Consider the following 21476-nt stretch of genomic DNA (forward strand, 5'->3'; position numbering starts at 1 on the left):
TTTGTCGTGTTTTTGAACTCAAGGAAATGATTGTGTATAATGAAACAAACATTTTCTAAGGAGGAAATCTCATGTCAGTTTCTGTACTGATAGTTACACTCGTGGCATTTGTCACCCCGATGGTCTTACAACGCTTTAAGATCAGCGTTTTACCGACCGCAGTAGCAGAAGTGCTCGTCGGGATCGTGATCGGTAAAAGTGGCTTTGACCTGGTTCAAACTGAAGGTGTCTTAAGCTTTCTTTCAAATTACGGGGTCATTTTCTTACTTTTCTTGAGTGGTATGGAGATCGATTTTTCACTTTTCAAGAAAAATAACGGGCCACTTACCCCGCTGGCACGCAAAAAAGCAGCTAATGCTCCCTCAACTTCTCCCGTTCAAGTAGCTGTCGTTGCCTATGGTGGTAGTTTGTTGATGGCTTTAGCCTTAGCTTTACTATTTAAATTCTCGGGTCTATTCAGTAACTTTGCCCTGGCAGCGATCCTGTTTTCAACGGTTGCGTTAGGGGTCGTGATCGCTGTTTTGAAAGAAAATGAATTGTTAAACAAACCACTCGGCCAAGCTCTACTACTGATCGCAGTCCTCGGTGAGATCGTTCCACTACTATGTCTGACCGTTTACAGTTCATTTGTTTCCGGCAAAGGTGAAAGCGCATGGTTGATCTTCTTACTTTTCATCGTCGGAGCTTTGATCTTCAAGCGTTTCCGGAGTTTCTTCACTTCGCTAGATGAGATCAACAAATCGACTACACAAATCGACATTCGCTTAGCTTTACTGGTCATCACCACGTTAGTCGTTTTAGCCGAATCGGTCGGGGCTGAAGATATCTTAGGGGCATTTATCGCGGGGATCGTGATCAAATTGCTCCAACCAGCTCACAGTACTCAAGAAAAGCTCGATGCGATCGGCTATGGGATCTTTATTCCTTTCTTTTTCATCTTAACTGGGGCCAAGATCGACATTCCAGGCCTACTAGGTTCACCTAAAACATTGATCTTGATCCCGCTGTTTTTTGCGGCTTATGTTTTGGCTAAAGTTCCAGCTTACTTTGGCTTGCGTCAACGCTTCAAGCGGATCAATGCTTTAGCTGGTGCGATGCTTTCTCAAACAACGATCACTTTAGTTCTGGCTACTTTGACGGTCGCTCAAAACTTAAAAGTCATTACAAGCGAACAATCAGGGGCCTTCATTTTAGCCGCTGTTGTAAGTTGTATCTTAGGACCGCTTGTCTTTAATAAATTGCACAAGCCTGAACCGGAAGATCTCAAAAAGACCAAAGTTACGATCATTGGGGTCAACTTGGTCACGATCAATACAGCTGAACAGCTAAATGAAGATTGGTATGACATCCAAATGTATACCAACTGGAAAAAGAATTATAAAACCTATGACTATCGTGACAATGTGCACCTGGTCGATAGTCTTGAACCAAAAGATCTCATTAAAGAACAGATCTTTGATACTGATATCCTGGTCTTAGGTCACTCTGATGTTGATATCAACTATTCTTTAGCTTTAGCTGCGAAAGAATACGGCGTTGAACGCGTTTTGACTCGGATCCAAAATAGCGATCCGACGAGCATGGCAGAAATGGATAAACGCCTCTCTGACGCAGGGGTCGAATTCTTTACGACTTTTGCTACCACTGTTGGCATGATGCGGGCGATCATCGAATCCCCATCGACCCTTGATTTGATCACTGGTGATTCACGTTTATACGAAGTCGTTGTGCGTAACTCCAAATTTGCTGGGCTTGAATTACGCAAATTACCATTTATCAAAGAGATCACTGTCAGCCGGATCTTCCGTCACCATAAAGCGATCCCGGTCAATGGTAATACACAGATCCAAGTTGGTGACCACTTATTGTTCTCGGCTAACAAAGATGTTGTTAACGATATCCGTAAAAAGATCAGTAAACTAAATGATTATGAATAAATAAACCATGACACGCAACATTAATTTGTTTGCGTGTCTTTTTGTATACCGCTTTCATGGTATAATTAAGACAAATATATTTGTTATGGGAGGAATTTTTATGGCATATTCGATCTACTTTGTCCGCCATGGACAGACTTATCTCAACCGCTACAATAAGATCCAAGGCTGGTGTGATTCACCTTTGACCCCCAAAGGAATAGAAGATGGGCATCAAGCTGGTAAAAGACTCGCCCACCTCAACTTTGCCCATGCCTTTCACAGTGACACAAATCGCGCGGCGCGGACATGTCGCTATATCCTAGAAGAAAATGTTGCTAGTGCTGAAGATCTGACCCCAAAAGCTTTGCCGAGTTTTCGAGAACAAAACTTTGGCTATTTTGAAGGTAGTGACACTAGCCAAGCCTGGTTGATGATCGGAGCAGATCATGGTTGTCGGACCTTTAATGACATCATCACCAAGTACTCGATCGAAAAAGCACGTGATTTTACCAAAGAAGTCGATCCCTTCCATGATGCAGAAAATAACGCTGAATACTGGCAACGAGTCGATCAAGGTTTTGAATATCTCGACCAGATCGCGTCAGATGGCGACAAGATCTTGCTTGTGGCCCATTCAACTTTGATCCGCAGTTTGACCTCACGCTTTGCCCCTGAAGTCGACATTACAGTCAGTCCCAAGAATGGTTCTGTGACTCGGTTTGATGTGGACGATAACGGTAAGATCAAATTAGCATACTTCAATCGCTATCAAGATGACGCTAAATATTGATATCCCCTACAAAAAAGTAGAAAAGCCTACTTGAATTTCTTAAACAAAAAATTCAAGCAGGTTTTACTTATTGATCTGAGATAAGATAATTTTTAGCACCTCATTTAATTTATCCCCTTTTTCTCGATGCTTAAACCCAATAAGTTTATGTACTTTCATATTATTTTTTAAAATATCAAACTGAATTATCGGTGTAGTTTCGTCTGCGGAACCTTGAATAAACAATATTGGCGAGTTAACTCTCTTTTTTTGAACGATCTCAAAAAAATCAGTTGCACCTTTATCCATATACTCTTTTAACCATGATCTTTCTGTTGAAAACAGATATTGATACCTTAAACTAATAAATCCACTAACAACAATAACTTCTTTAATCCTAGAAATATCTGTTAATAAGCTTGCTAAATATCCGCCATAACTATCCCCTAAAACATATAAAATATACTCACTGTATTTTTCGATAACTGCAAAAATTTTACATCTTACGAATTTTAAATCCGTAGTTCCACCTTCGCCAGATACCAAAGGATAATTCACTATGACCACATTGATTTTATTTTTTAATAAATATTTTACGAATGGATCATCATCCTCGTTTTTAATACTAAAATCAGGTCCCCCATGTAAATATACAACTATTTTTTTTGAAAAAAAGTATATATACTCTATTATTTCTTTTTCCATTAGATCACCTGGTTGATAATTTTAAGGGAATTTTACACAAAACACATTGAGCTATAAACATCATACCTAATGTAAGTAAAAAATCTATGATAAGTACAGTGACATCAAAACTTCCAAATGCTACTGTTCTAATAGCTTGCAACTGATATGTCAGTGGATTGATCATAGTCAATATCCTAACTATCAATGGTAGATCATCTGAAAAAACATATAATGTTGGCGCTGCATACGATACCGGACTAAATATCAAGGTCATCACAACATCTCTTTTCTCATAAGTTGTTATCTTCGTACTTAATAAGATCCCTAGAGAAGCCCAAAATCCTAGCGATACGATCACGACTAAAATAGCTAATAAAAATAAGCTAACTTTATATATTCCTTCTGATACTAGTCCAAGTAACAATAAGATAAAGCACTGGAAAAGTAAACCAATAATTGGAAAACAATTCATTCCAACTAAATAATGCCACGGCTGAATACCATTTAAAAATTTAAGTGCTAATAACCCGTATTCTTTATCTATTGTTGCGCGGTACATTGCTTGTGACATTTGTGTTGTCATAAAAAATGTCAATATCCCAGTCAGAGCATATTGTTTGTACAAAACTGTTACATTATCGATTTTTACTTGCCCCAAGCTCGTATTCAATGACAAAACTAATAGTCCATAAGTAATAAGTGGTTCCATTGCCATTGATAGCAAAAGCCCCTTGTTCTGTTTAAATGCATGCCATTCTCCAAAAGCAATAATTTTTATTGCTTTTACCCCAGTAGAAATATTTCTAAAATTTTTTGGCTCCATGGTGCTTCCCTCTTTCTTTCAAGTATTTTTCCCGCAAGCTTGTTTCCCCATTAAAAAAATCATTTAGATAACCAAAATATTTTTGTTCCCCACTATCTAAGAAAATCAACTTGTCAGCATAATTTTCTAAAAGTGTGAGATCATGAGATGATACTAGAATCAGCGCACCTTGCCGACTACGCTTTTTCAAGAATGAAAATAGTCTCTCAGAAGTTTCAACATCAAGTCCTGTAGTGGGTTCGTCTAATATGTATATCTGTGGATCTTTAGCTAATTCTCGTGCGATCTGGACTCGTTGTTGTTGCCCCCCTGAAATATGATCAACTGGTGATGAACTTATTTCAGTAATATCTAGTAATTCAATCATTTTTTTACAATTTTTGGCTGCTTCTTTACGAGGAAAACCAGCAAGCACAGGTCCTTGCATAATATTGTCATACACATTCATGTACCAATCCATAATTTGATCTTGTGGACTAAAGCCAATATCGTTAAATGGATTTTTTCTTTTTGTTTGAAATTCAAGTAACACTTTCCCTGTAATTGGCTCTAAAATTCCTACCAAAGTATTTATCAATGTACTTTTACCAACACCATTAGCCCCAACTAATGCAACGAAATCACCTTTACTCAGCATAAAATCAACATTTTTAACCACAACATCTCTCCCGTATCCAAGAGATACATCTTTTAAACATATCACCTAAAAATTATCCTTATATTAATTTTTATATTATGATTGCATAGATTAAAAAAATATTCAAGTAGGAATTTTTATGTCAAAAGATTTTAATTTTTTAGTTAAAGAACTATAGTAAAATCCGCGATTTGTCAGTGAATCCCTTTCAGATGAATCTAATTTTTGTCTAAATATAATTTGACAAATGTAGAACATCAAGCACTACTACATCAAGTTCTATAATACACAACGCTATCAAACCAGACTAAACAGCCTAACTCCGGAAGAATACCGAAATCCGGCTGCCTAGGATTTTAATTATTTAATTGCCTACTTGACGGTGCCAGTGCAATGCGTCTTTTTGGGGCTATGAGTTCTACTTCACCAAAAGTTTGTCGTAGATCTCACTTACTTCCGATGCACTGTAGTTTGTAAATTCTAAGATCGTAGCCAGTGTTTTTTGCCGATCATAGCCTTTAGCTACCATCTTTTTGATCATCACACTGATCGTTTTTTCACGCTCTTCTTTTTGAGTTGCTTCTCGAGTCTCTTCTCTAATATATGCCTTAAGTGACGCAATTTCTTGTTTGTATTCCATATAATGGTCCTTCTTTCTGGTATCTGTTTTTAATTCAGTGACTAACTCATCCAGTTTTCGAGTAAAATCATCAGTTGCTTTGGAACTAGCTAAGTAATTCAAGAATGCAGCTAATCGCTTCGATACTAATGACAATTTGTTAGATTTAATGTTCAAAATGATATTATGGACACCTGTATCTAGTACCTTGCGATTTTCATGTAAAATCATCTTTGTCGAGTATAAAGGTAAACCAGAGCGACCGTAATCAAAGTCACAAATGAATATCACATAGGTATCAGCCTTTTCATTGTAAGCACATCCCGAAGCTAGTGCCCGTCGCACCAAATTACTTTGGTAGTAAGAGATCCGTTTACTTAGATCATGTTGATCAACGACTTGCATTTCAAGATCAAACATCCGCCCACGATCATCTTCAGTATAGACATCAAAGCGAACTCCATGATTTTTAAGGCTAGCTTTTTGAGTATATTCACTTATGACTTCAAAGATCTCGGTAACCGCTAACTCGGGTAAGATCAACTGAAGTAATTCAAGACAAACTTCTGGATGTTCTGAAACGATCCACGCAAAAATCACGCTATTTTTGAAAGTTGCCTGTTCCCAATTTGGAAGATCTTTTTCCTGATCATTCATTTCCTCATCCCCTTTTGAGCCTATTTTGGACCTAAGATAAGAAAGTCTCAAGTATAACGAACTGGTGCTATAATGGTAATTTTTCCACTAAAATAGCAGATATTCATGGACCTATGCTAGTTCTTCAAGGACTTATCCTGCTAAGATGACATCCCTATTAGTAACTTTTTAGTGTCCTATCAGTTGCTAAATCATTTCACATTTAATAAAAAGACTACTAGAATTTTCAAGCTAAACTCTAGTAGTCTTTTGTACTTATCAACTTTTATCGTTCGAATCGTTGCCAATACTTTGCTAGGGCTTTGGTAGTCAAACTTGTCGGGTGAGCCAATAATTCTGATACTGTACCGCTGAAAACGACCTTACCGCCATGTTTTCCGCCGCGTGGTCCAAGGTCTAAGATGTAGTCAGCATTGACGATCAAATTCAGATCGTGCGTGATCGTAATGATCGTTGCACCTTGATCGATGAGTTTTTGCATGACTTGAAGCAAGACTTTCACATCTAATGGGTGCAACCCGATCGTCGGCTCATCAAAGACAAAGAGCGTTGTTTCTTGCTTATGATCCAAGTGCTTTACCAATTTCAAACGTTGCGCTTCACCACCAGAAAGGCTCGGCGTACTTTCACCTAAATGCAGATAACTCAGCCCAACTTCTTTTAATAACTCTAACTCCCGTAAGATCTTAGGCTCAGCTTTAAATACGTTCAGAGCTTGATCAACATCCATATCTAAAATATCCACGATCGAATAACCATTCCATTTGACCGCTTGGATCTCAGGGCGGAAACGTTTCCCGGCACACAGTGGACATGTCTGTTCCATATCAGGTAAATATTGGACATCTAAGGTCACGACCCCAGTTCCACCACACTCAGGACAGCCACCTTGCTTATTGTTATAGGAAAAATAACTCGGCGTATAGTGGCGTTCTTTAGCCAGTGGTTGTTTAGCAAACAACTTCCGCAAATTGTCCATGATGCTCGTATAGGTTGCTGTCGTCGAACGGGTAGTCTTACCGATCGGACTCGCATCGACGCTGACAACATCTTTTAGCGGTGAATCAAGCTCGCTCACTTGTGCCGGTAAGCCTTCTCCCTTAGCTTTGGCCTTGATCGCTGGCACTAAGGAGTCTAAGATCAAACTGGTCTTCCCTGCTCCGGAAAAGCCTGTGACAGCGGTCAAACGATTAAGTGGTAGATCAACTTTGACATCATGTAAATTATAGTGCTCGCTCACAGCGATCGTAATTTTAGCTGTATCCACTGGCTGGATCGGACGAGCTATCAACTCAGCGGTCCCATTCAAATACGGTCCGATCAACGAATTTTTATTTTTAGCTAATTGCGCTGGAGTCCCAGTGGCAATGATCTGGCCCCCATTATCCCCCGAACCAGGCCCGATCTCAATAATATGATCAGCTGCTCTGACGATATCAACATTGTGATCGACAACGACCAGCGAATTGCCTTGAGCGACTAATTGTTTAAAGACATTCAACAAACCATTTATATTATCAGGATGTAACCCGATCGACGGTTCATCTAAAACATATAAGACCCCCGTCGTTTCTGTGCGAAGAGTCCTAGCCAACTGGATCCGTTGCAACTCACCTGTCGAAAGCGTGTTACCATTGCGAGCTAGCGTCAAATAATCCAAGCCTAGTTCTAGCAAAGGCTTGAGATCATCATCAAATTCAGCAAAGATCGCCTGTGCCATGGTATCCATCTCAGCTGGCAATGTTTTTAAGACTTGCATTTTCCATTCTGCTAAAGCGTGTAAGCTAAGTTCGGTAACTTCAGCAATATTTAATCCACCTGCTTTTTGACGCAACAATTCTGGCTTGAGTCGCGTTCCATGACAGGTCGGGCAAGTCGAATAATGGAAAAATTCACTGATCTTTTTTTGCGCCCGTTCACTTTTACTGGTTTTCGCCGATTCTAAAACAGCCTGATGGGCATTTTCATACAAAACATTGAAATCATGAAAGACCCGGCCAGTACTTGTGCAAAAATCCATCTTGAACTTCTTTTGGGGTCCATTTAACACAAAATCTTTTTCTTTAGCTGTCAATTCTTTAAAAGGCACATTGATCCGGACCCCTGCTTGTTCAGCCACACTAGGCATGAAGTTACGCCCCGGTAAGCGCCAAGAAGCAACTGCTCCATCTGCCAACGATAACTCTTCATCGGCGATCAACTTACTTTCATCTAACTGGCGCACATTTCCTGTCCCCTGACAAGTTTCACATGCCCCCGTCGAATTAAAAGCAAAATCTTCTGCACCATAGGCATAAAACTCCACTCCACAAGTAGGACATGTCAGTAACCCCATCTCTTCACCGGACTTACTCATCGCTTGGGCAACTTTCAGATCCGGACCAAACGCGTGCCCATTGGGACAAGCAGGTCGCCCTAAGCGCGAAAAGACTAAGCGGATCACATTTAGCAATTCACTCATCGTCCCCACTGTTGCCCGTTCAGATGGGATCGCGGGACGTTGGCGTAAGTCTAATGCTGATGGGATATGTTTGACACTTTCGACGTTAGCTTTATTTCCGGTCTTGAGTCGTCTTCTAATATAGGTCGAAAGGGCTTCTAAATAGCGCCGTGAACCTTCTTCATATAAGATCCCCATCGCAAGTGAACTCTTTCCCGAACCCGAAAGACCCGAGATCGCCACAAATTGATGTAATGGAATATCAATATCGATATTTTTTAAATTATGCACTTTGCCCCCACGAACTTCGATCTGTTGGGGCAGTTTTTCTATTTTTTCCATGTATACCTCACTAAAAAAGCGGACTCAGTCATTGCTAAGTCCGCTTTGCGCTTCAATTAATTTAGAATGCTTGAATGATCTTAATGACCCCGATCAAGATCAAATAAAAGGCGATGATCAAGACCAATGTTGTAGCTGCGATCAAGGGGTTGAACAATAAGACAAACCCGATGAACAAAGCAATGATGTTTAAGATCAAGTTCAAAATGTAATAGCCTCGGTTCAATTGCTTAAAATAGCCAGCTGTAGCAATTTCAGCGATCGAATCAAAGATGAACCAAAAGGCAAAGATATAGGCGATCACAATGATACCCGAAGCTGCTCTGAAGATAAACAAGAGACCCAAGATGATGTCAACGATCCCCATAAAGAGCAACCAACCCGAGCTTTCACCAAATAAATTACCGATCCCACGTCGGAACCATAATTCATAAAAGCCCTTGACTAAAGCACCGATCCCAATGCAGATCGAAATAAATTTCAAAGTATCATCGGGGTTCATGTATGATGCGATCCCGGCGATCACAAAAACGATCCCGACGATCAAACTAAACCAGTCGAATGCACGATGTTTTGTTTGCATAACGAAAAACCACCTTAAAAAATTTTAATATCGGTTACCGATTTTAACACTCTCTTAAATAATTGTCATGCAAAAACACTTGAAAAAGTGAGCCAAACTGACTCACCTTTTTCCTATTCTCCTAAAAGTTCCCACACATGTTGGGCGATCATGTATTCCTCATCAGTTGGGATCCGCATTACGGTCACCGTCGAATCGGGCCCCGAGATGATCGTTTCAGCCCCACGCTTTTTATTTTCAGCTTCATTGATCGTTACGCCCATATAGGCTAAGCGTTTCATGATCTCTTCACTTGTCTCAGGTGAATTTTCTCCGATTCCCCCAGTAAAGACGATCCCATCAACACCGCCCATTTCGGTGATATACTGACCGACATAGCGTAAAATGCTGTTATAGAATAATTTAATCGCTAATTCAGCGCGCTTGTTGCCAGCAGCAGCGGCATCTTCGACGTCTCGCATATCAGCTGAAACTCCAGAAACGCCCAAGAAACCGGATTTTTCATTCAGTAGATACACCATATCGGACATCGATTGGACATTTAATTTCTTCATGATGTAGTTGGCCAGAGAAATATCGACATCCCCTGCGCGAGTTGCCATTTGGATACCGCTGAGTGGGGTAAAGCCCATCGAAGTGTCAAATGAGCGTCCATGCTTAACAGCCGTGATCGAGGCCCCTGCGCCCAAATGACAAGTGATCAATTTGAGGTCTTCAAAAGGACGCCCCATCAATTCAGCTGCTTTACGAGCCACGTATTCATGACTGATCCCATGAGCGCCATAACGTCGAACCCCATATTTTTCATACCATTCGTATGGTGTACTGTACATATAATTTTCTTGTGGTAATGTTTGATGGAATGCTGTATCAAAGACAGCTACAGATAAAGCATTAGGCAGGTATTTACGAAATGCTTTGATCCCGTTTAAGTTGGCTGGGTTGTGCAATGGTGCTAATTCCGCTAATTCTTTGATCTTAGCGATAACATCATTATCGACGACCACTGGTTGGCTGAAATATTCGCCCCCAGCCACGACCCGGTGTCCGATACCTTTGATCTCGCTTAGATCCGCGATCAAGTTTAATTCTTTTAAGACATTTAGTAAAAGTTCGATCCCTTGTAAATGGTTGGTGATCTCATGGTCTAGTTCATACTTTTGTCCATCACCATATTTCACCTTGATCTTTGAGCCGTGGATCCCGATCCGTTCGATGATCCCACTTGCCAAGGTTTCATGTGTTTCATTGTTAAATAATTTAAACTTTAAACTCGAGCTCCCCGAGTTGATGATCATAATTTTTTCCATAAGCTCACCCCATTAAAAATTTACCTAACTTTATAATAGTATAATCTTTTTATTCAATCAAATTTAAAATGTAAGCACTTTCTTTTTTGGCATAAAAAAAGCCGGCTATTTCGTAGCCAGCTTTCTTTGATCATCTTTGGCCGTAATAAGCATTGTCCCCATGTTTGCGATAATAATGTTTGTCGAGTAAATATTGTGGAACACTAGCTTGTTTAGGCGTCAGTTGTAGCGTGTGGAATGCCATTTGGGCGCTGACCGCATCTCAATTTTCGATCTTTGTATATGTTTGGTAATGCTCTAAAGTATCTGGTGCTACTGAACTATTAGTCAAGAGGGCATCGACATTATAGAGACTATAAAAGTTATAAAAATCATTACGATTAAACTTGTATTTATCCATTACAACATATCTTTCTTGGGCATTATTCAAACCAAGTGCCTCAGCTTGCCCTTCTTCGGTGTTAGCTGCCATCATGTTATCATTATTGACCCCATTGACACCTACAAACGCCTTGGTAAACTTGAGATCTTCGAGTAATTTGATCGTTAAGCCACCGATAAATTCTCCCGAATGTCGCCGATAATTGCCTCCAACTAAGATCAATTCAGCTTCGGTCTTTTGCCAAGCTTCAAAGACCGGTAAACTATTGGTCACGACCCGCAAAGTTTCTGGCTTTTCAACATAATTTAAAATCAATTCAAGAGTCGTACCAGCTCCAATATAGATCGTGTCACCAGGTTTGATCTTTTGCGCAGCTAGTTTAGCAACTTCTTGTTTTTCGACCAAATGGATCTCTTTTTTCTGATTACGCGAGAGTTCGACCTCTTCAATATTAGCGATCTTTTGAGCGCCTCCATGTAAGCGGATCAACTTACCGCTCTTATCGAGTTCATCTAGGTCACGCCGGATCGTCATATCTGAAACACCTAGCGTATTGATCAGTTCATTTACCGTAACGATCTCTTGTTGATCAACGATCTCTAAAATTTTTAACAAACGTTCTTTTTTTAACATCGCCTTAGCCCCTAATTTTATGATAATTCAACTATAACATAAACGGACAAAAGCAAACAGATTTCATCATCATAGCCCAAATTCTCCCGCTAATTCTTGATCATCAGCGATCCGTTTTTTGATGCTCTTGTCAAATGCCGTATCAAAGTCAGCTAGATCTTCTTTTAGCTGCTTTAGTGGTTTTAATTGCTCGTTTAGTTTCTCAACTGGCTTGGTATATAAGCTTTCCTTATCAGCTCCGGCATAATACAAGACCGCCAGTATTTCTTCTTCCGTGAGATCAGTCCCGATCTGGCGCGCCATCTGCAAAGTCTCATTCCAATTGGCTTCTAACTTCGCCTCGATCTGTTTTTGCGTCTGTTCGAGCACTTCGATCCCTGCTTGGCCGTGGTCTTCGATCGCAGTTTTTAGCGTATAAGCCAAAGCTGCATCTAGTTTGATCTTGCCACCTTTAACGCTATATTTATGTCCATACTTCTTGCGCAGTCCACGTATCTTAGCTAAGCAAGTGGCTAAATTCGTATCAGCTTTTGCCACTTTTGTTTCAAACGTGGCCTGTGTTTTGGAAACTGTCACTTTATGATGTGAATATCTAAGCTGACCTTTTTCATCGAACCAGTTAGCTACGTTATGATTTTCATTGATGAGCTTTTCTAATTTTTCTTTACTTATCGGGATCGTCTGGCCATTTTTCAAAATAAGCTTTACATCAACTAACTTTACTTGCTGATATTTTGATTGTTTTTTTAGCTGTGGCATTTTTTCTACAAAATATTTACTTGATCTTAGTCGCTAGCAGTTTGCTAAATAAGTGATAAAAAATACACTAAAAAGCGAAAATTATCCCCTAAATATTTTGTCTTCATCATAGCCCTTTTAGCAAACTTGTCAACAAAAATAGCGCGGGCACCACTATGATGCAAAAATGTATCATAGTGGTGCCCGCGCTATTTATACGGCGCTGACCGTATTTTTTGCTAGAACATTACACTTCTGAAATTGTATTTCTTCTTCAAGTAGCGTCTTACTAGGTAACCTAGACCGGCTAAGATAGCATAGACGATCGGTTCCATCGTCCGGTTGATCGAAACTGGGATAAAGCCGATGATCCCAAAGGCAACGATCCAGATCAAGATCAATTCTAATGTGATCAGCAAAGTCTTGATCCAACGCTTTTTACCCTTTTCTTTGCGGGCTGATAGCATACTACGATAGAAGAACGCTAAGCCGACCCCAGCGATCGTTGAAGTTGCTAACAAGGTGATCCAGCCACCACTGACATCAGCTTGTTGTGGTGAAAAGACGCCTAATAAGGTATACATGATACAGAACATGATGAACATGATCAAGCCGTTATCTAAAGCTAAGATCCAAAACTTAGGTAGTTCAGTAGGAGCTTCTGACTTTTTCGGCCCATTGATGATCAATTCAGCTTTTTCGGTGACCGTACCATAGAGCTTAGTTGCCACAATACCTTGCTTTTGTTTCTCCTTTAATTCTTGATACATTTCGTTTAAAACTTGTTCTTTTTGTTCCGGATCATAATTTTTTTCGGTCAAAGCCTTATCCAAGTGGAAAAGATAATCTTCATTACGCTTGGTCAGACCGGAAAATTTCCCATCACGCATCGTCACTTCAACCTCTTTGGCACGTGCTTGTTGCTGTTGCCCTGCTTTTTCATTGCGTTTACTTTCTGCCATGAACTTTTCCCCCTATCACTTAAACGTTAAATCTAAATTCGATGATGTCACCATCTTGAACTTCATATGCTTTACCTTCGAGGCGCAAGCGACCTGCTTCTTTAACAGCTTGCATGCTACCATACTTATCTAGGTCAGCAAATGAGACCGTTTCAGCGCGGATAAAGCCACGTTCAAAGTCAGAGTGGATCACACCAGCAACTTGTGGAGCTTTCATTCCTTGTTTAAAAGTCCAAGCTCTAGTTTCCTTACCACCAGCAGTAAAGAAGGTTGCTAAGCCAAGTAATTTGTAAGAAGCACGGATCAAGCGGTCAAGCCCAGATTCTTCGACACCTTCCATTTCCAAGAATTCTTGCTTTTCGTCATCATCCATTTCAGCGATCTCTTCTTCAGTTCGGGCACAAACAGCCAAAGCTTGCGAGCCTTCATTTTCCGCAAATTCTTTGATCTGTTGGTAGTACTTAGAGCTTTCTGGATCTGCCATATCTTCTTCGGCAATATTTGCCACGTAAAGCACAGGCTTAGAGGTCAACAAGAACAAGCCCTTAACGATCTTTTGTTCATCTTCGTTGAATTCAAGCGAACGCACTGGTTGTTCTGCTTCCAAAGCTGGTTTGATCTTCTTTAAGACTTCAAATTCAGCCACTGCATCTTTATCCTTAGTACGTGCTACTTTTTCTACGCGGGCATAGCGTTTGTTGACCGAATCAAGATCAGCTAAGACTAATTCTAAATTGATCGTTTGGATATCTTCCAAAGGATCGACTTTATTAGCCACGTGGGTGATGTTTTCATCATCAAAAGCCCGCACGACATGCACGATCGCATCCACTTGGCGAATGTTTTCCAAGAACTTGTTACCTAGTCCTTCACCCTTGCTAGCACCCTTAACGATCCCAGCAATATCAGTAAATTCAAAGGTCGTGTGTACGATCTTTTTAGCGGGAATGATCTCATCGATCCGTGCTAAACGTGGATCTGGAACTTCCACCATCCCGACGTTGGGGTCGATCGTTGCAAAAGGATAGTTCGCCATTTCAGCGCCTGCCTTTGTGATCGCGTTAAATAGTGTTGACTTGCCGACGTTTGGCAACCCGACGATACCTGCTGTTAATGCCATTTTTTTCCACTCTTTCTTAAAAAATTATTCCCCGGCTTTTTCTAAAACTTTCTTCATCTTCTTATCGAACTCTTTACGTGGCATCATGATCAAACGTTTGCAGCCGGTGCATTGGATCTTGATGTCCATCCCCATGCGAATGATCTCCCAGCGATTGACGCCACAGGGGTGAGCCTTCTTCATTTCAACGATATCATGCAATTCATACATAAGCATCCCTCACTTAATCTAAATGAATATCTAAAATATCCAAAATGCGGTTCAAATCATCCATTGATAAATACGAAATTTCGATCTTGCCCTTTTTTGAGCGTGCAGTGCTTTTGATCGCAACATTTGTCCCAAAGCGCTCCTTTAATAGGTCTTCACTCTTCTGCAAATGTGGATCCAAAGCAACTTTTCTTTTAGCAGCTTTTTTATGGTGTTTCTCACCATTTAGTTCACTGACTAATTGTTCCAATTGGCGGACGGTCAGATTTTCTTTGACCGTCTTTTTAGCTAACTGAACTAAATTCTTCTTGTCTTTTAATGATAACAAGGTCCGCGCTTGGCCCATCGACAATTGACCTTCTTGCAACATTTCCTTGACCTCTTTTGGTAAGCTCAACAACCGTAGATAGTTAGCGATATAAGGCCGTGACTTCCCTAAGCGCTCGGAAACTTGAGCTTGGGTCAAATGCAAGTTTTCCATCAGCGTGTTGTAGGCTTGCGCTTCTTCCAAAGGTGTGAGATCTTCGCGCTGAAGATTTTCTAGCACCGCGATCTCCATCATCTCTTCTTCATCTAGTTGACGCACGATCGCTGGGATCGTTTTTTTGCCAGCTAGCTTGGAAGCACGGTATCTTCTTTCGCCCGCAATCAATTCGTAGCCCATTACACTTGACGAACGCACGATGATCGGTTGAAAGACACCTTGTTGTTTGATCGACTCAGCTAGTTCTGCCAAACCAGCTTCGTCAAAGATCTTTCGTGGTTGATAAGGATTTGACCGGATCTCATCGATCTTTAGTTCGACCACAGTTTCTTCGGCTTGAGCATCCTCTTCAAAAGTCGAAAATAAAGCTTCTAGCCCGCGCCCTAAGGCTTTGTTTTTCTTATTTGGCATAAGTCGCCAAAACCTCCTTTGCCAAAGCTTCATAATCTAATGCTCCCTTAGATCTTTGATCGTAGTCAACGATCGCCATTCCGTAACTTGGAGCTTCTGATAACTTGATATTCCGAGGAATCACCGTTTGATAAACTGTGTCACCAAAGAAATTTTTCACTTCAGCAACGACTTGATTGCCTAGATTAGTTCTAGAATCAAGCATTGTCATCAAAACACCCTCGATCTTTAGAGTAGGATTGAAGTGTTTTTGCACTAATTTGATCGTGTTGACTAATTGGTTCAAGCCTTCTAAAGCATAGTACTCACTTTGAACAGGGATCAAGATCGAATCACAGGTCGTAAAGGCATTGATCGTCAATAAGCCCAGTGAAGGCGGACAATCCAACAAGATAAAATCATATTCATCCCTGATCAAGACCAAAGCATCAGCCAAACGTTTCTCACGCGCAAACTGTGAGGCCAACTCGATCTCAGCTCCAGATAACCGGATCGTGGCTGGAACAACGTCTAACTTATCGCGTTTGGTATGTAGAATCACATCTTCTAGCTCGACTTCATTGACTAATACGTCATAAATATCTTGTTTGATCTGTCCTTTATCGATCCCGATACCGCTCGTTGCATTTCCCTGGGCATCCATGTCGATCAATAACACTTTTTGCCCGAGGTCAGCAAGGCTGGCAGCCAAATTAACACTGGTGGTCGTTTTACCAACGCCACTTTTTTGATTTGCTAATGCAATAACTCTTCCCAAAATTATCCCCCCTAGTCTTTAGCGACTGGAATATCAATAATGATGCGATGGAACTCTTTTGTATCTTCTTCGGTCACGTTAACTTTAACACCTGATTTTTCAACCATTTGGACCGCTTTTTTCACAGTGTTGACAGCAACTTTTTGGTTAGGTGCCACGTTCTTTGTGATCGTCTTAGTTTTTTTCTTCTTTTCTGGTTTTGGTTGGTTCAAGGCCGCGATCGCAGCTTCTGTTTCTTTAACTGACCAATCATTTTCCTTGATCTGAGCTAATAATTCTAATTGGGTAGCTTCATCTTCGACCGTCAACAAACTCCGACCATGGCGTTCAGTGATCGAACGGTCTAAGATCGCATCTTGGACTTGCGTTGGTAACTTCAACAAGCGTAATTTGTTCGCCACAAACCCTTGGCTCTTACCCATTTCTTTAGCTAAATGTTTTTGCGTCAATTCGTTTAATTGCATCAAATGAGCATAGGCTTTAGCTTCTTCAACTGCAGTTAAGCCTTCACGTTGTAAGTTTTCGATGATCGCTAAAGAAGCTGATTCAGCATCACTCATCTCACGTACGATCGCTGGAACTTTTTCATAACCGAGCTTAGTTACCGCCCGAAAACGTCTTTCACCAGCAATGATCTCATATTGATCATCACCTAACTTGCGCAAAACGATCGGTTGCAACAAGCCGTGATCATAGATCGTATCTGCCAATTCAGCGATGCTTTCTTCACTAAAGATCGTCCGTGGTTGGTTTTGGTTCGGCACGATCTTGCTCAATTCGATCTCTTGGACCCGATTTTTGTCGTTTGGTTCTTCTTCCTTGTTCTTCTTAAAAAATGAAAATGCCATTTTTATTTCCTCCCTTGGGGCGCCTGTAAAGGCTGCTTAGCTGGTGTGCCTGGCTTGCGCGGATATTTATTTGGCGTTGGTTTTTTCTTCGAGATCACGATGATATGCCGTGTCTCATCACTCTTAGGCAAAGCGGTCTGGATATCTTCCTCAATTTTACCACCAAGTGTAGCCACTGCATACTTAGCATCCGCTAATTCTTCATTGGCTTTTTGCGCCTTTAATGCGATAAAACGCCCATTTAACTTGGCCAATGGTAAGCAAAACTCGCTTAGGACCGATAAACGCGCGACAGCCCGCGCCGTTACGACATCAAAACTTTCACGGAATTCACTCTTTTTACCGGCAAATTCTTCCGCCCGAGCATGATAAAAATGCGTATCTGTTAAGTTTAATTTTTGGGATAATTCCTCTAAAAATTTGATCCGTTTATTCAAAGAATCAACGATCGTGACCTTCAAATTCGGAAATGCGATCTTAAGTGGGATCGATGGGAACCCCGCCCCCGCACCAACATCACAAATACTTAAAGCACGTGTTTGAATATCTTTGACTTCAAGCGCCGGTAAAAGTGAATCATAGAAGTGCTTTAAATAGACCTCTTCTTGTTTGGTGATCGCAGTCAAGTTGACGTGTTCATTTGTAGCAACTAAAAATTCGTAGTAGGTTTGAAATTGTTGCATTTGCTCATCAGAAAGTTCCACTCCCCGCTTCGCCAATGCCGCTCTAAATTCTTCTGGTGTCATTTGTTCCCCTTATCTGATCTAATTGTGAAACATTGTTTAATTTATATGTTTCACGTGCTATTATAATAGTAATTTATTTAATGCGGAAATACAAGTCTTGCCCCCGCAAATCAAGCTTAAATTTGGAGGATTTTAATATGGAACAAAATAGTATCATCAATTTCAATGAACCACTTGTCCCACGCTACCCTAAGATCCAGACCAATCTTGTCTATGCCTTTAAAGACGGATGTCCCTTAACGTTAAATCTCATCACTCCCCCTATTCCCCCAAACGTTAAAGCTCATTTTCCCCTACTCATCTATGTTCCTGATATCGATGAACATAATATGGTCAAGATCGATGAACGGTTTGCGCAAATGCTCGAGATCGCCAAACGTGGCTATGCTGTAGCTTTAGTTTCATACCGTACCACTGCTGACGTCACCGCCATGGTCAAAGATATCCACTCAGCCACTCGCTTTTTGCTTGATCATGCCTTCAAATACGGTCTTGATCCTTACCGCTATTTACTATTTGGCGAAGGTCTAGGGGGATATTTGAGCAGTTTGAGCATCTTAGACCAAGGTCAACAACGGTCAAATGATGAAGATGTCAGACGTTCTCCTTTACGCTATAAGGGCGGATTACTATTGGAAACGTCACTGACACCGCACCCTTTTCCAGGACCGTTTCTCAGTGAATTGCTCTTACAAAATAGCCAAAAATTACCACCGATCTTGATCTTAAACGGTACAGCTGACCATACGCTGACCGATAAACAAGCCACTGAGCTCTTAACAACCATCCAAGCGCGTGGAAGTGAAGTTTCATTATTCAACTTTGAGGGGGCGACCTTGAGTTCAGATGCCTTCTTCACTCCATATAGCTTAGATTTCTTATTCGAGTTTATCAAGCACAGTTTTACTAAAAAATAAACGAGGTCGTTCAAATGGATCAAACACAACAATTGGCACAGCTTCATGCCTACACTTATGAAAAGCTTTCTCACGATCACACCGGTCACGACATGGCGCACATTGAGCGCGTTGTCAAGATGGCCCGTAACCTAAATGAAAAACTCGGCGGTAATAGCTTTGTGGTCCAAGCTGCTGCCTTATTACATGATGTTGTCGATGAAAAATTATTTACTGACATTGACCAAGCTAAAGCCAGCGTTATTGCACAAATGCAAGCTTTGGAGGTGAGTCAAAGTGACCAAGACCACATCATGGAGATCATCAGTAAGATGTCATTTTCTCACTCTTTAGCTGGCAAACAAGAGCTTAGTCTCGAAGGTCAGATCGTCCAAGATGCCGATTGGTTAGATGCGATCGGGGCGATCGGGATCGCTCGCGCCATTTACTATGGTGCACGTCATGAAGAAAAACTCTACGATCCCGCGATGCCACCCCGAGAAAAACTCGATAAAACGGCTTACCGTGATCTTTCAAATGAAACGATCATCAACCACTTTTACGAAAAGCTGTTCAAGATCAAAGACATGTTAAACACTGCCGAAGCTAAAGCGATCGCCCAAGAGCGACACGAGCTAATGGTAGCATACGTTACAGCTTTTAAAACTGATTGGTAAAGTTGGGCTATCATCAAATAAAATACTTATCAGATATTTATTTCAATAAATTTAGTATAAAAATTTATTGTTTATATATTTTTAAGTATTTTGTATCTAATCCTTAAGAAAACGATTACTTTTTCTTTAGCTTAAGCGCCTATACTGTAACCATAAGCTAAAGCAAAACATCACACAGGTGTAGTCCTATAGCTGAAACATTACCTAGTCAGCCCCCCTTGCTACTAGGTAAACATACTCCTTTTTTCCTCCGCACTCCCCTTGCGGAGGTTTTTTTATAGAAGTGTGGAGAAAAATAGGATACTGCATCATATATAGAAAGGATGATCATTATGAAAAGAGATATCGACCCTTATAGAGACCGTTATTTGAAATCCAAAGCAACGACTAATGGTATTTTATGTTCAGCTTTTATTTGGTATTTGATCTTTGGTCTCTTTCATATCATTATCACTTGTTTGATGCTGTGGTTTTTCTGGATCATCATTGACCCTGTTGGACGGATAACCGAAACGATCAACACAACTGTCCAGCAAACACGACCCCAACAGCAACATTCCACCACACCCGAAACTACAGAAGATAGTACTGATACAAGTGATGTCTATCAGGCTGAATAAAATTGATGATCTTAGTTGCAAAAAATCTATTTTTAAGTAAAAATAACTTTATAACACGCTAAGAAAGGATGGCTAAAATGGAACCAGAAAACGATCCATACAGACACGCCTATCTCAAGGCAAAAGCTACGACTAATGGTATTATGCATGCCTTATTCAACTGGTGGTTAGCTTTTACGTTATTCAACTTAGTGGTCGTCAGCCTCTTCTTGTGGGCTTATGATCCGATCGGGCGTCTCAATGATGCACTTGCTCCGGTCACCCAGTCTCAAAAGCAAACACATCCTGCTTCTGATTCAAGTGCTGAAAGTCAAAGTAATATTTACGAAGCACCAAATGAATAACTTACTAACAAGTCAAAAAGACCCACGCTGAAAACTTTTCACCGTGAGCCTTTTTCGATCACTTTACAAATAACTTGTCATAAAGCACAATAGCTTCTTCTGCTGTAAAATGAGTCAATTCTGTAACCGTAGTAATGACATCTTGTTTGGAATATCCTTTAGCAGTCAGGCGACTGATCATATCACAAACAACTCTTTTTTCACCTTTGGCCCATCCCTCGGTGAGGCCTTCTTTTCTACCTTCTTTTCGTCCTTCCTTTCGCCCTTCGGCTAGACCTTTTTCTCGTGTCTCTTTACTTACTTTCTTTGTTTCCCTAGCAAGGCGTGAACGAAATTCTAATTCATAGAACATATAATCACCTTCCTTTTGCGTGTTAGTTTTCAAAATAACAATATCATCAGCTATCTTACATGTAAGAGCACTCGTCGGAACATCTGTATCTACATATTTCAAAAAAGCCGCCAATCCTTGTGAAACAGCCGAAAAATCTTTAGCTTTAGCGTTTAAAATAATGTTATGTTCTGCTATATAAAATGTAGAACAATATGGAAGTTTAAGTACATTCTTCTACATTGTTAGAAAGAATTATATAGTTTTTCCTTTCCTAATTTTATTTACTGCCGTCAACATTAGTATTCCCATATCCTAACGAGAGGGTAATGACAGTGACTAACTCTTACAGTTTAAGGGTGTAGCCCACCCCCTGTATTTTTTATATCAGTGCTAATAAATTCAACACTGCGTTTTCATCTCTATCCATAATATTTCCGCATTCATAACAGATATATTCGTTGTGCTTAGTTCCATATTTTAAGTTGCCATTAAGCCCAACTTTTTCTTCACCAGTCTTAATATGACCAC

24 protein-coding genes and 2 pseudogenes are annotated in these 21476 nt (G+C 40.5%); 7 read left to right on the plus strand and 19 right to left on the minus strand.

Features of this window, described 5'->3' with window-relative positions; all coding sequences use genetic code 11:
• The first annotated feature begins 71 nt into the window (after positions 1-71).
• Complete coding sequence (locus FC30_RS01515) at positions 72-1937, plus strand: monovalent cation:proton antiporter family protein (protein WP_010688380.1); 1866 nt, start codon at positions 72-74, stop codon at positions 1935-1937.
• A 100-nt stretch (positions 1938-2037) separates the two neighbouring features.
• On the plus strand, positions 2038-2709 hold the full coding sequence (locus tag FC30_RS01520) for a histidine phosphatase family protein (RefSeq protein WP_010688381.1): 672 nt from the start codon (positions 2038-2040) through the stop codon (positions 2707-2709).
• Between the two features lie 63 nt (positions 2710-2772).
• On the opposite strand, the gene FC30_RS01525 is transcribed toward FC30_RS01520, so the two are convergent.
• The 3 genes from FC30_RS01525 to FC30_RS01535 are packed head-to-tail and all read right to left on the minus strand — an operon-like array spanning position 2773 to position 4901.
• Positions 2773-3393, minus strand: coding sequence for an alpha/beta hydrolase family protein (locus FC30_RS01525; protein WP_010688382.1), 621 nt, complete (start codon positions 3391-3393; stop codon positions 2773-2775).
• Between the two features lie 4 nt (positions 3394-3397).
• Positions 3398-4198 carry an ABC transporter permease gene (locus FC30_RS01530; RefSeq protein ID WP_010688383.1) on the minus strand — a complete coding sequence of 267 codons (801 nt, stop codon included), beginning with the start codon at positions 4196-4198 and terminating at the stop codon, positions 3398-3400.
• Positions 4179-4901, minus strand: a complete 723-nt coding sequence (locus tag FC30_RS01535; protein WP_010688384.1) for a metal ABC transporter ATP-binding protein — start codon at positions 4899-4901, stop codon at positions 4179-4181. The genes FC30_RS01530 and FC30_RS01535 overlap by 20 nt, the downstream gene beginning before the upstream one ends.
• Positions 4902-5106: 205 nt before the next feature.
• Between FC30_RS01535 and FC30_RS09880 the strand changes: the two genes are divergently transcribed.
• Positions 5107-5187 carry an IS3 family transposase gene (locus tag FC30_RS09880; RefSeq protein WP_373878866.1) on the plus strand — a complete coding sequence of 27 codons (81 nt, stop codon included), beginning with the start codon at positions 5107-5109 and terminating at the stop codon, positions 5185-5187.
• Positions 5188-5253: 66 nt separating this feature from the next.
• On the opposite strand, the gene FC30_RS01540 is transcribed toward FC30_RS09880, so the two are convergent.
• The 14 genes and pseudogenes from FC30_RS01540 to rsmG all read right to left on the minus strand — a co-directional run bounded on the left by FC30_RS01540 (position 5254) and on the right by rsmG (position 18077).
• A complete protein-coding gene (locus FC30_RS01540; protein WP_010688385.1) occupies positions 5254-6111 on the minus strand; it encodes an Rpn family recombination-promoting nuclease/putative transposase in 858 nt (285 codons plus the stop codon).
• Between the two features lie 265 nt (positions 6112-6376).
• Positions 6377-8893, minus strand: a complete 2517-nt coding sequence (locus tag FC30_RS01545) for an excinuclease ABC subunit UvrA (protein ID WP_010688386.1) — start codon at positions 8891-8893, stop codon at positions 6377-6379.
• Positions 8894-8954: 61 nt separating this feature from the next.
• The gene (locus FC30_RS01550; RefSeq protein ID WP_005921008.1) at positions 8955-9476 is read right to left on the minus strand and encodes an HdeD family acid-resistance protein; all 522 of its coding nucleotides are present in this window, start codon (positions 9474-9476) and stop codon (positions 8955-8957) included.
• Between the two features lie 113 nt (positions 9477-9589).
• On the minus strand, positions 9590-10786 hold the full coding sequence (locus FC30_RS01555) for an acetate/propionate family kinase (RefSeq protein ID WP_010688387.1): 1197 nt from the start codon (positions 10784-10786) through the stop codon (positions 9590-9592).
• Between the two features lie 130 nt (positions 10787-10916).
• A pseudogene (gene araD, locus FC30_RS09705) lies at positions 10917-11042 on the minus strand (L-ribulose-5-phosphate 4-epimerase); the annotation flags it as partial.
• Positions 11043-11048: 6 nt separating this feature from the next.
• A complete protein-coding gene (locus tag FC30_RS01560; protein ID WP_010688388.1) occupies positions 11049-11801 on the minus strand; it encodes a DeoR/GlpR family DNA-binding transcription regulator in 753 nt (250 codons plus the stop codon).
• Between the two features lie 69 nt (positions 11802-11870).
• The gene (locus FC30_RS01565; RefSeq protein WP_136363788.1) at positions 11871-12497 is read right to left on the minus strand and encodes a hypothetical protein; all 627 of its coding nucleotides are present in this window, start codon (positions 12495-12497) and stop codon (positions 11871-11873) included.
• Positions 12498-12778: 281 nt separating this feature from the next.
• Positions 12779-13501 (minus strand): DUF1129 family protein, encoded by a 723-nt coding sequence (locus FC30_RS01570; protein ID WP_010688390.1) that lies wholly within the window; start codon positions 13499-13501, stop codon positions 12779-12781.
• A gap of 19 nt (positions 13502-13520) precedes the next feature.
• Positions 13521-14621 (minus strand): redox-regulated ATPase YchF, encoded by a 1101-nt coding sequence (gene ychF / locus FC30_RS01575; protein ID WP_010688391.1) that lies wholly within the window; start codon positions 14619-14621, stop codon positions 13521-13523.
• Between the two features lie 24 nt (positions 14622-14645).
• The gene (locus FC30_RS01580; RefSeq protein ID WP_010688392.1) at positions 14646-14831 is read right to left on the minus strand and encodes a DUF951 domain-containing protein; all 186 of its coding nucleotides are present in this window, start codon (positions 14829-14831) and stop codon (positions 14646-14648) included.
• Positions 14832-14844: 13 nt separating this feature from the next.
• The gene (locus tag FC30_RS01585) at positions 14845-15726 is read right to left on the minus strand and encodes a ParB/RepB/Spo0J family partition protein (RefSeq protein WP_010688393.1); all 882 of its coding nucleotides are present in this window, start codon (positions 15724-15726) and stop codon (positions 14845-14847) included.
• Complete coding sequence (locus FC30_RS01590; protein WP_010688394.1) at positions 15716-16483, minus strand: ParA family protein; 768 nt, start codon at positions 16481-16483, stop codon at positions 15716-15718. Before FC30_RS01590 ends, FC30_RS01585 begins: the two co-directional genes overlap by 11 nt.
• Positions 16484-16494: 11 nt before the next feature.
• A complete protein-coding gene (gene noc / locus FC30_RS01595; protein WP_010688395.1) occupies positions 16495-17331 on the minus strand; it encodes a nucleoid occlusion protein in 837 nt (278 codons plus the stop codon).
• Positions 17332-17333: 2 nt separating this feature from the next.
• Positions 17334-18077, minus strand: a complete 744-nt coding sequence (gene rsmG / locus FC30_RS01600; RefSeq protein WP_010688396.1) for a 16S rRNA (guanine(527)-N(7))-methyltransferase RsmG — start codon at positions 18075-18077, stop codon at positions 17334-17336.
• Positions 18078-18214: 137 nt separating this feature from the next.
• Here rsmG and FC30_RS01605 point away from each other — a divergent pair, with 137 nt between their 5' ends.
• The 4 genes from FC30_RS01605 (at position 18215) to FC30_RS01620 (ending at position 20614) form a co-directional block, all read left to right on the plus strand.
• A complete protein-coding gene (locus FC30_RS01605) occupies positions 18215-18994 on the plus strand; it encodes an alpha/beta hydrolase (RefSeq protein WP_010688397.1) in 780 nt (259 codons plus the stop codon).
• Between the two features lie 14 nt (positions 18995-19008).
• Positions 19009-19650, plus strand: coding sequence for an HD domain-containing protein (locus tag FC30_RS01610; protein ID WP_010688398.1), 642 nt, complete (start codon positions 19009-19011; stop codon positions 19648-19650).
• Between the two features lie 332 nt (positions 19651-19982).
• Complete coding sequence (locus FC30_RS01615; RefSeq protein ID WP_005917880.1) at positions 19983-20270, plus strand: hypothetical protein; 288 nt, start codon at positions 19983-19985, stop codon at positions 20268-20270.
• 77 nt (positions 20271-20347) lie between these two features.
• Positions 20348-20614, plus strand: a complete 267-nt coding sequence (locus tag FC30_RS01620; RefSeq protein WP_005917882.1) for a hypothetical protein — start codon at positions 20348-20350, stop codon at positions 20612-20614.
• Positions 20615-20672: 58 nt separating this feature from the next.
• Here FC30_RS01620 and FC30_RS01625 read toward each other — a convergent pair whose 3' ends face one another.
• Positions 20673-21068 carry an RpnC/YadD family protein gene (locus FC30_RS01625; protein ID WP_191978427.1) on the minus strand — a complete coding sequence of 132 codons (396 nt, stop codon included), beginning with the start codon at positions 21066-21068 and terminating at the stop codon, positions 20673-20675.
• A 259-nt stretch (positions 21069-21327) separates the two neighbouring features.
• Positions 21328-21476: pseudogene (locus FC30_RS09710) on the minus strand (RNA-guided endonuclease TnpB family protein); the annotation flags it as partial.

The sequence above is a fragment of the Ligilactobacillus animalis KCTC 3501 = DSM 20602 genome (assembly GCF_001434535.1).
GTDB classification, from domain to species: Bacteria; Bacillota; Bacilli; order Lactobacillales; family Lactobacillaceae; genus Ligilactobacillus; species Ligilactobacillus animalis.

Coding starts and splice junctions, on each gene's coding strand:
- FC30_RS01610 (WP_010688398.1), top strand. CDS start 19,009: ATGGATCAAACACAACAATTGGCACAGCTTCATGCCTACACTTATGAA.
- noc (WP_010688395.1), bottom strand. CDS start 17,331: ATGGCATTTTCATTTTTTAAGAAGAACAAGGAAGAAGAACCAAACGAC.
- ychF (WP_010688391.1), bottom strand. CDS start 14,621: ATGGCATTAACAGCAGGTATCGTCGGGTTGCCAAACGTCGGCAAGTCA.
- FC30_RS01520 (WP_010688381.1), top strand. CDS start 2,038: ATGGCATATTCGATCTACTTTGTCCGCCATGGACAGACTTATCTCAAC.
- FC30_RS01540 (WP_010688385.1), bottom strand. CDS start 6,111: ATGAATGATCAGGAAAAAGATCTTCCAAATTGGGAACAGGCAACTTTC.
- FC30_RS01560 (WP_010688388.1), bottom strand. CDS start 11,801: ATGTTAAAAAAAGAACGTTTGTTAAAAATTTTAGAGATCGTTGATCAA.
- FC30_RS01585 (WP_010688393.1), bottom strand. CDS start 15,726: ATGCCAAATAAGAAAAACAAAGCCTTAGGGCGCGGGCTAGAAGCTTTA.
- FC30_RS01550 (WP_005921008.1), bottom strand. CDS start 9,476: ATGCAAACAAAACATCGTGCATTCGACTGGTTTAGTTTGATCGTCGGG.
- FC30_RS01570 (WP_010688390.1), bottom strand. CDS start 13,501: ATGGCAGAAAGTAAACGCAATGAAAAAGCAGGGCAACAGCAACAAGCA.
- FC30_RS01605 (WP_010688397.1), top strand. CDS start 18,215: ATGGAACAAAATAGTATCATCAATTTCAATGAACCACTTGTCCCACGC.
- rsmG (WP_010688396.1), bottom strand. CDS start 18,077: ATGACACCAGAAGAATTTAGAGCGGCATTGGCGAAGCGGGGAGTGGAA.
- FC30_RS01530 (WP_010688383.1), bottom strand. CDS start 4,198: ATGGAGCCAAAAAATTTTAGAAATATTTCTACTGGGGTAAAAGCAATA.
- FC30_RS01615 (WP_005917880.1), top strand. CDS start 19,983: ATGAAAAGAGATATCGACCCTTATAGAGACCGTTATTTGAAATCCAAA.
- FC30_RS01515 (WP_010688380.1), top strand. CDS start 72: ATGTCAGTTTCTGTACTGATAGTTACACTCGTGGCATTTGTCACCCCG.
- FC30_RS01555 (WP_010688387.1), bottom strand. CDS start 10,786: ATGGAAAAAATTATGATCATCAACTCGGGGAGCTCGAGTTTAAAGTTT.
- FC30_RS01620 (WP_005917882.1), top strand. CDS start 20,348: ATGGAACCAGAAAACGATCCATACAGACACGCCTATCTCAAGGCAAAA.
- FC30_RS01580 (WP_010688392.1), bottom strand. CDS start 14,831: ATGTATGAATTGCATGATATCGTTGAAATGAAGAAGGCTCACCCCTGT.
- FC30_RS01525 (WP_010688382.1), bottom strand. CDS start 3,393: ATGGAAAAAGAAATAATAGAGTATATATACTTTTTTTCAAAAAAAATA.
- FC30_RS01545 (WP_010688386.1), bottom strand. CDS start 8,893: ATGGAAAAAATAGAAAAACTGCCCCAACAGATCGAAGTTCGTGGGGGC.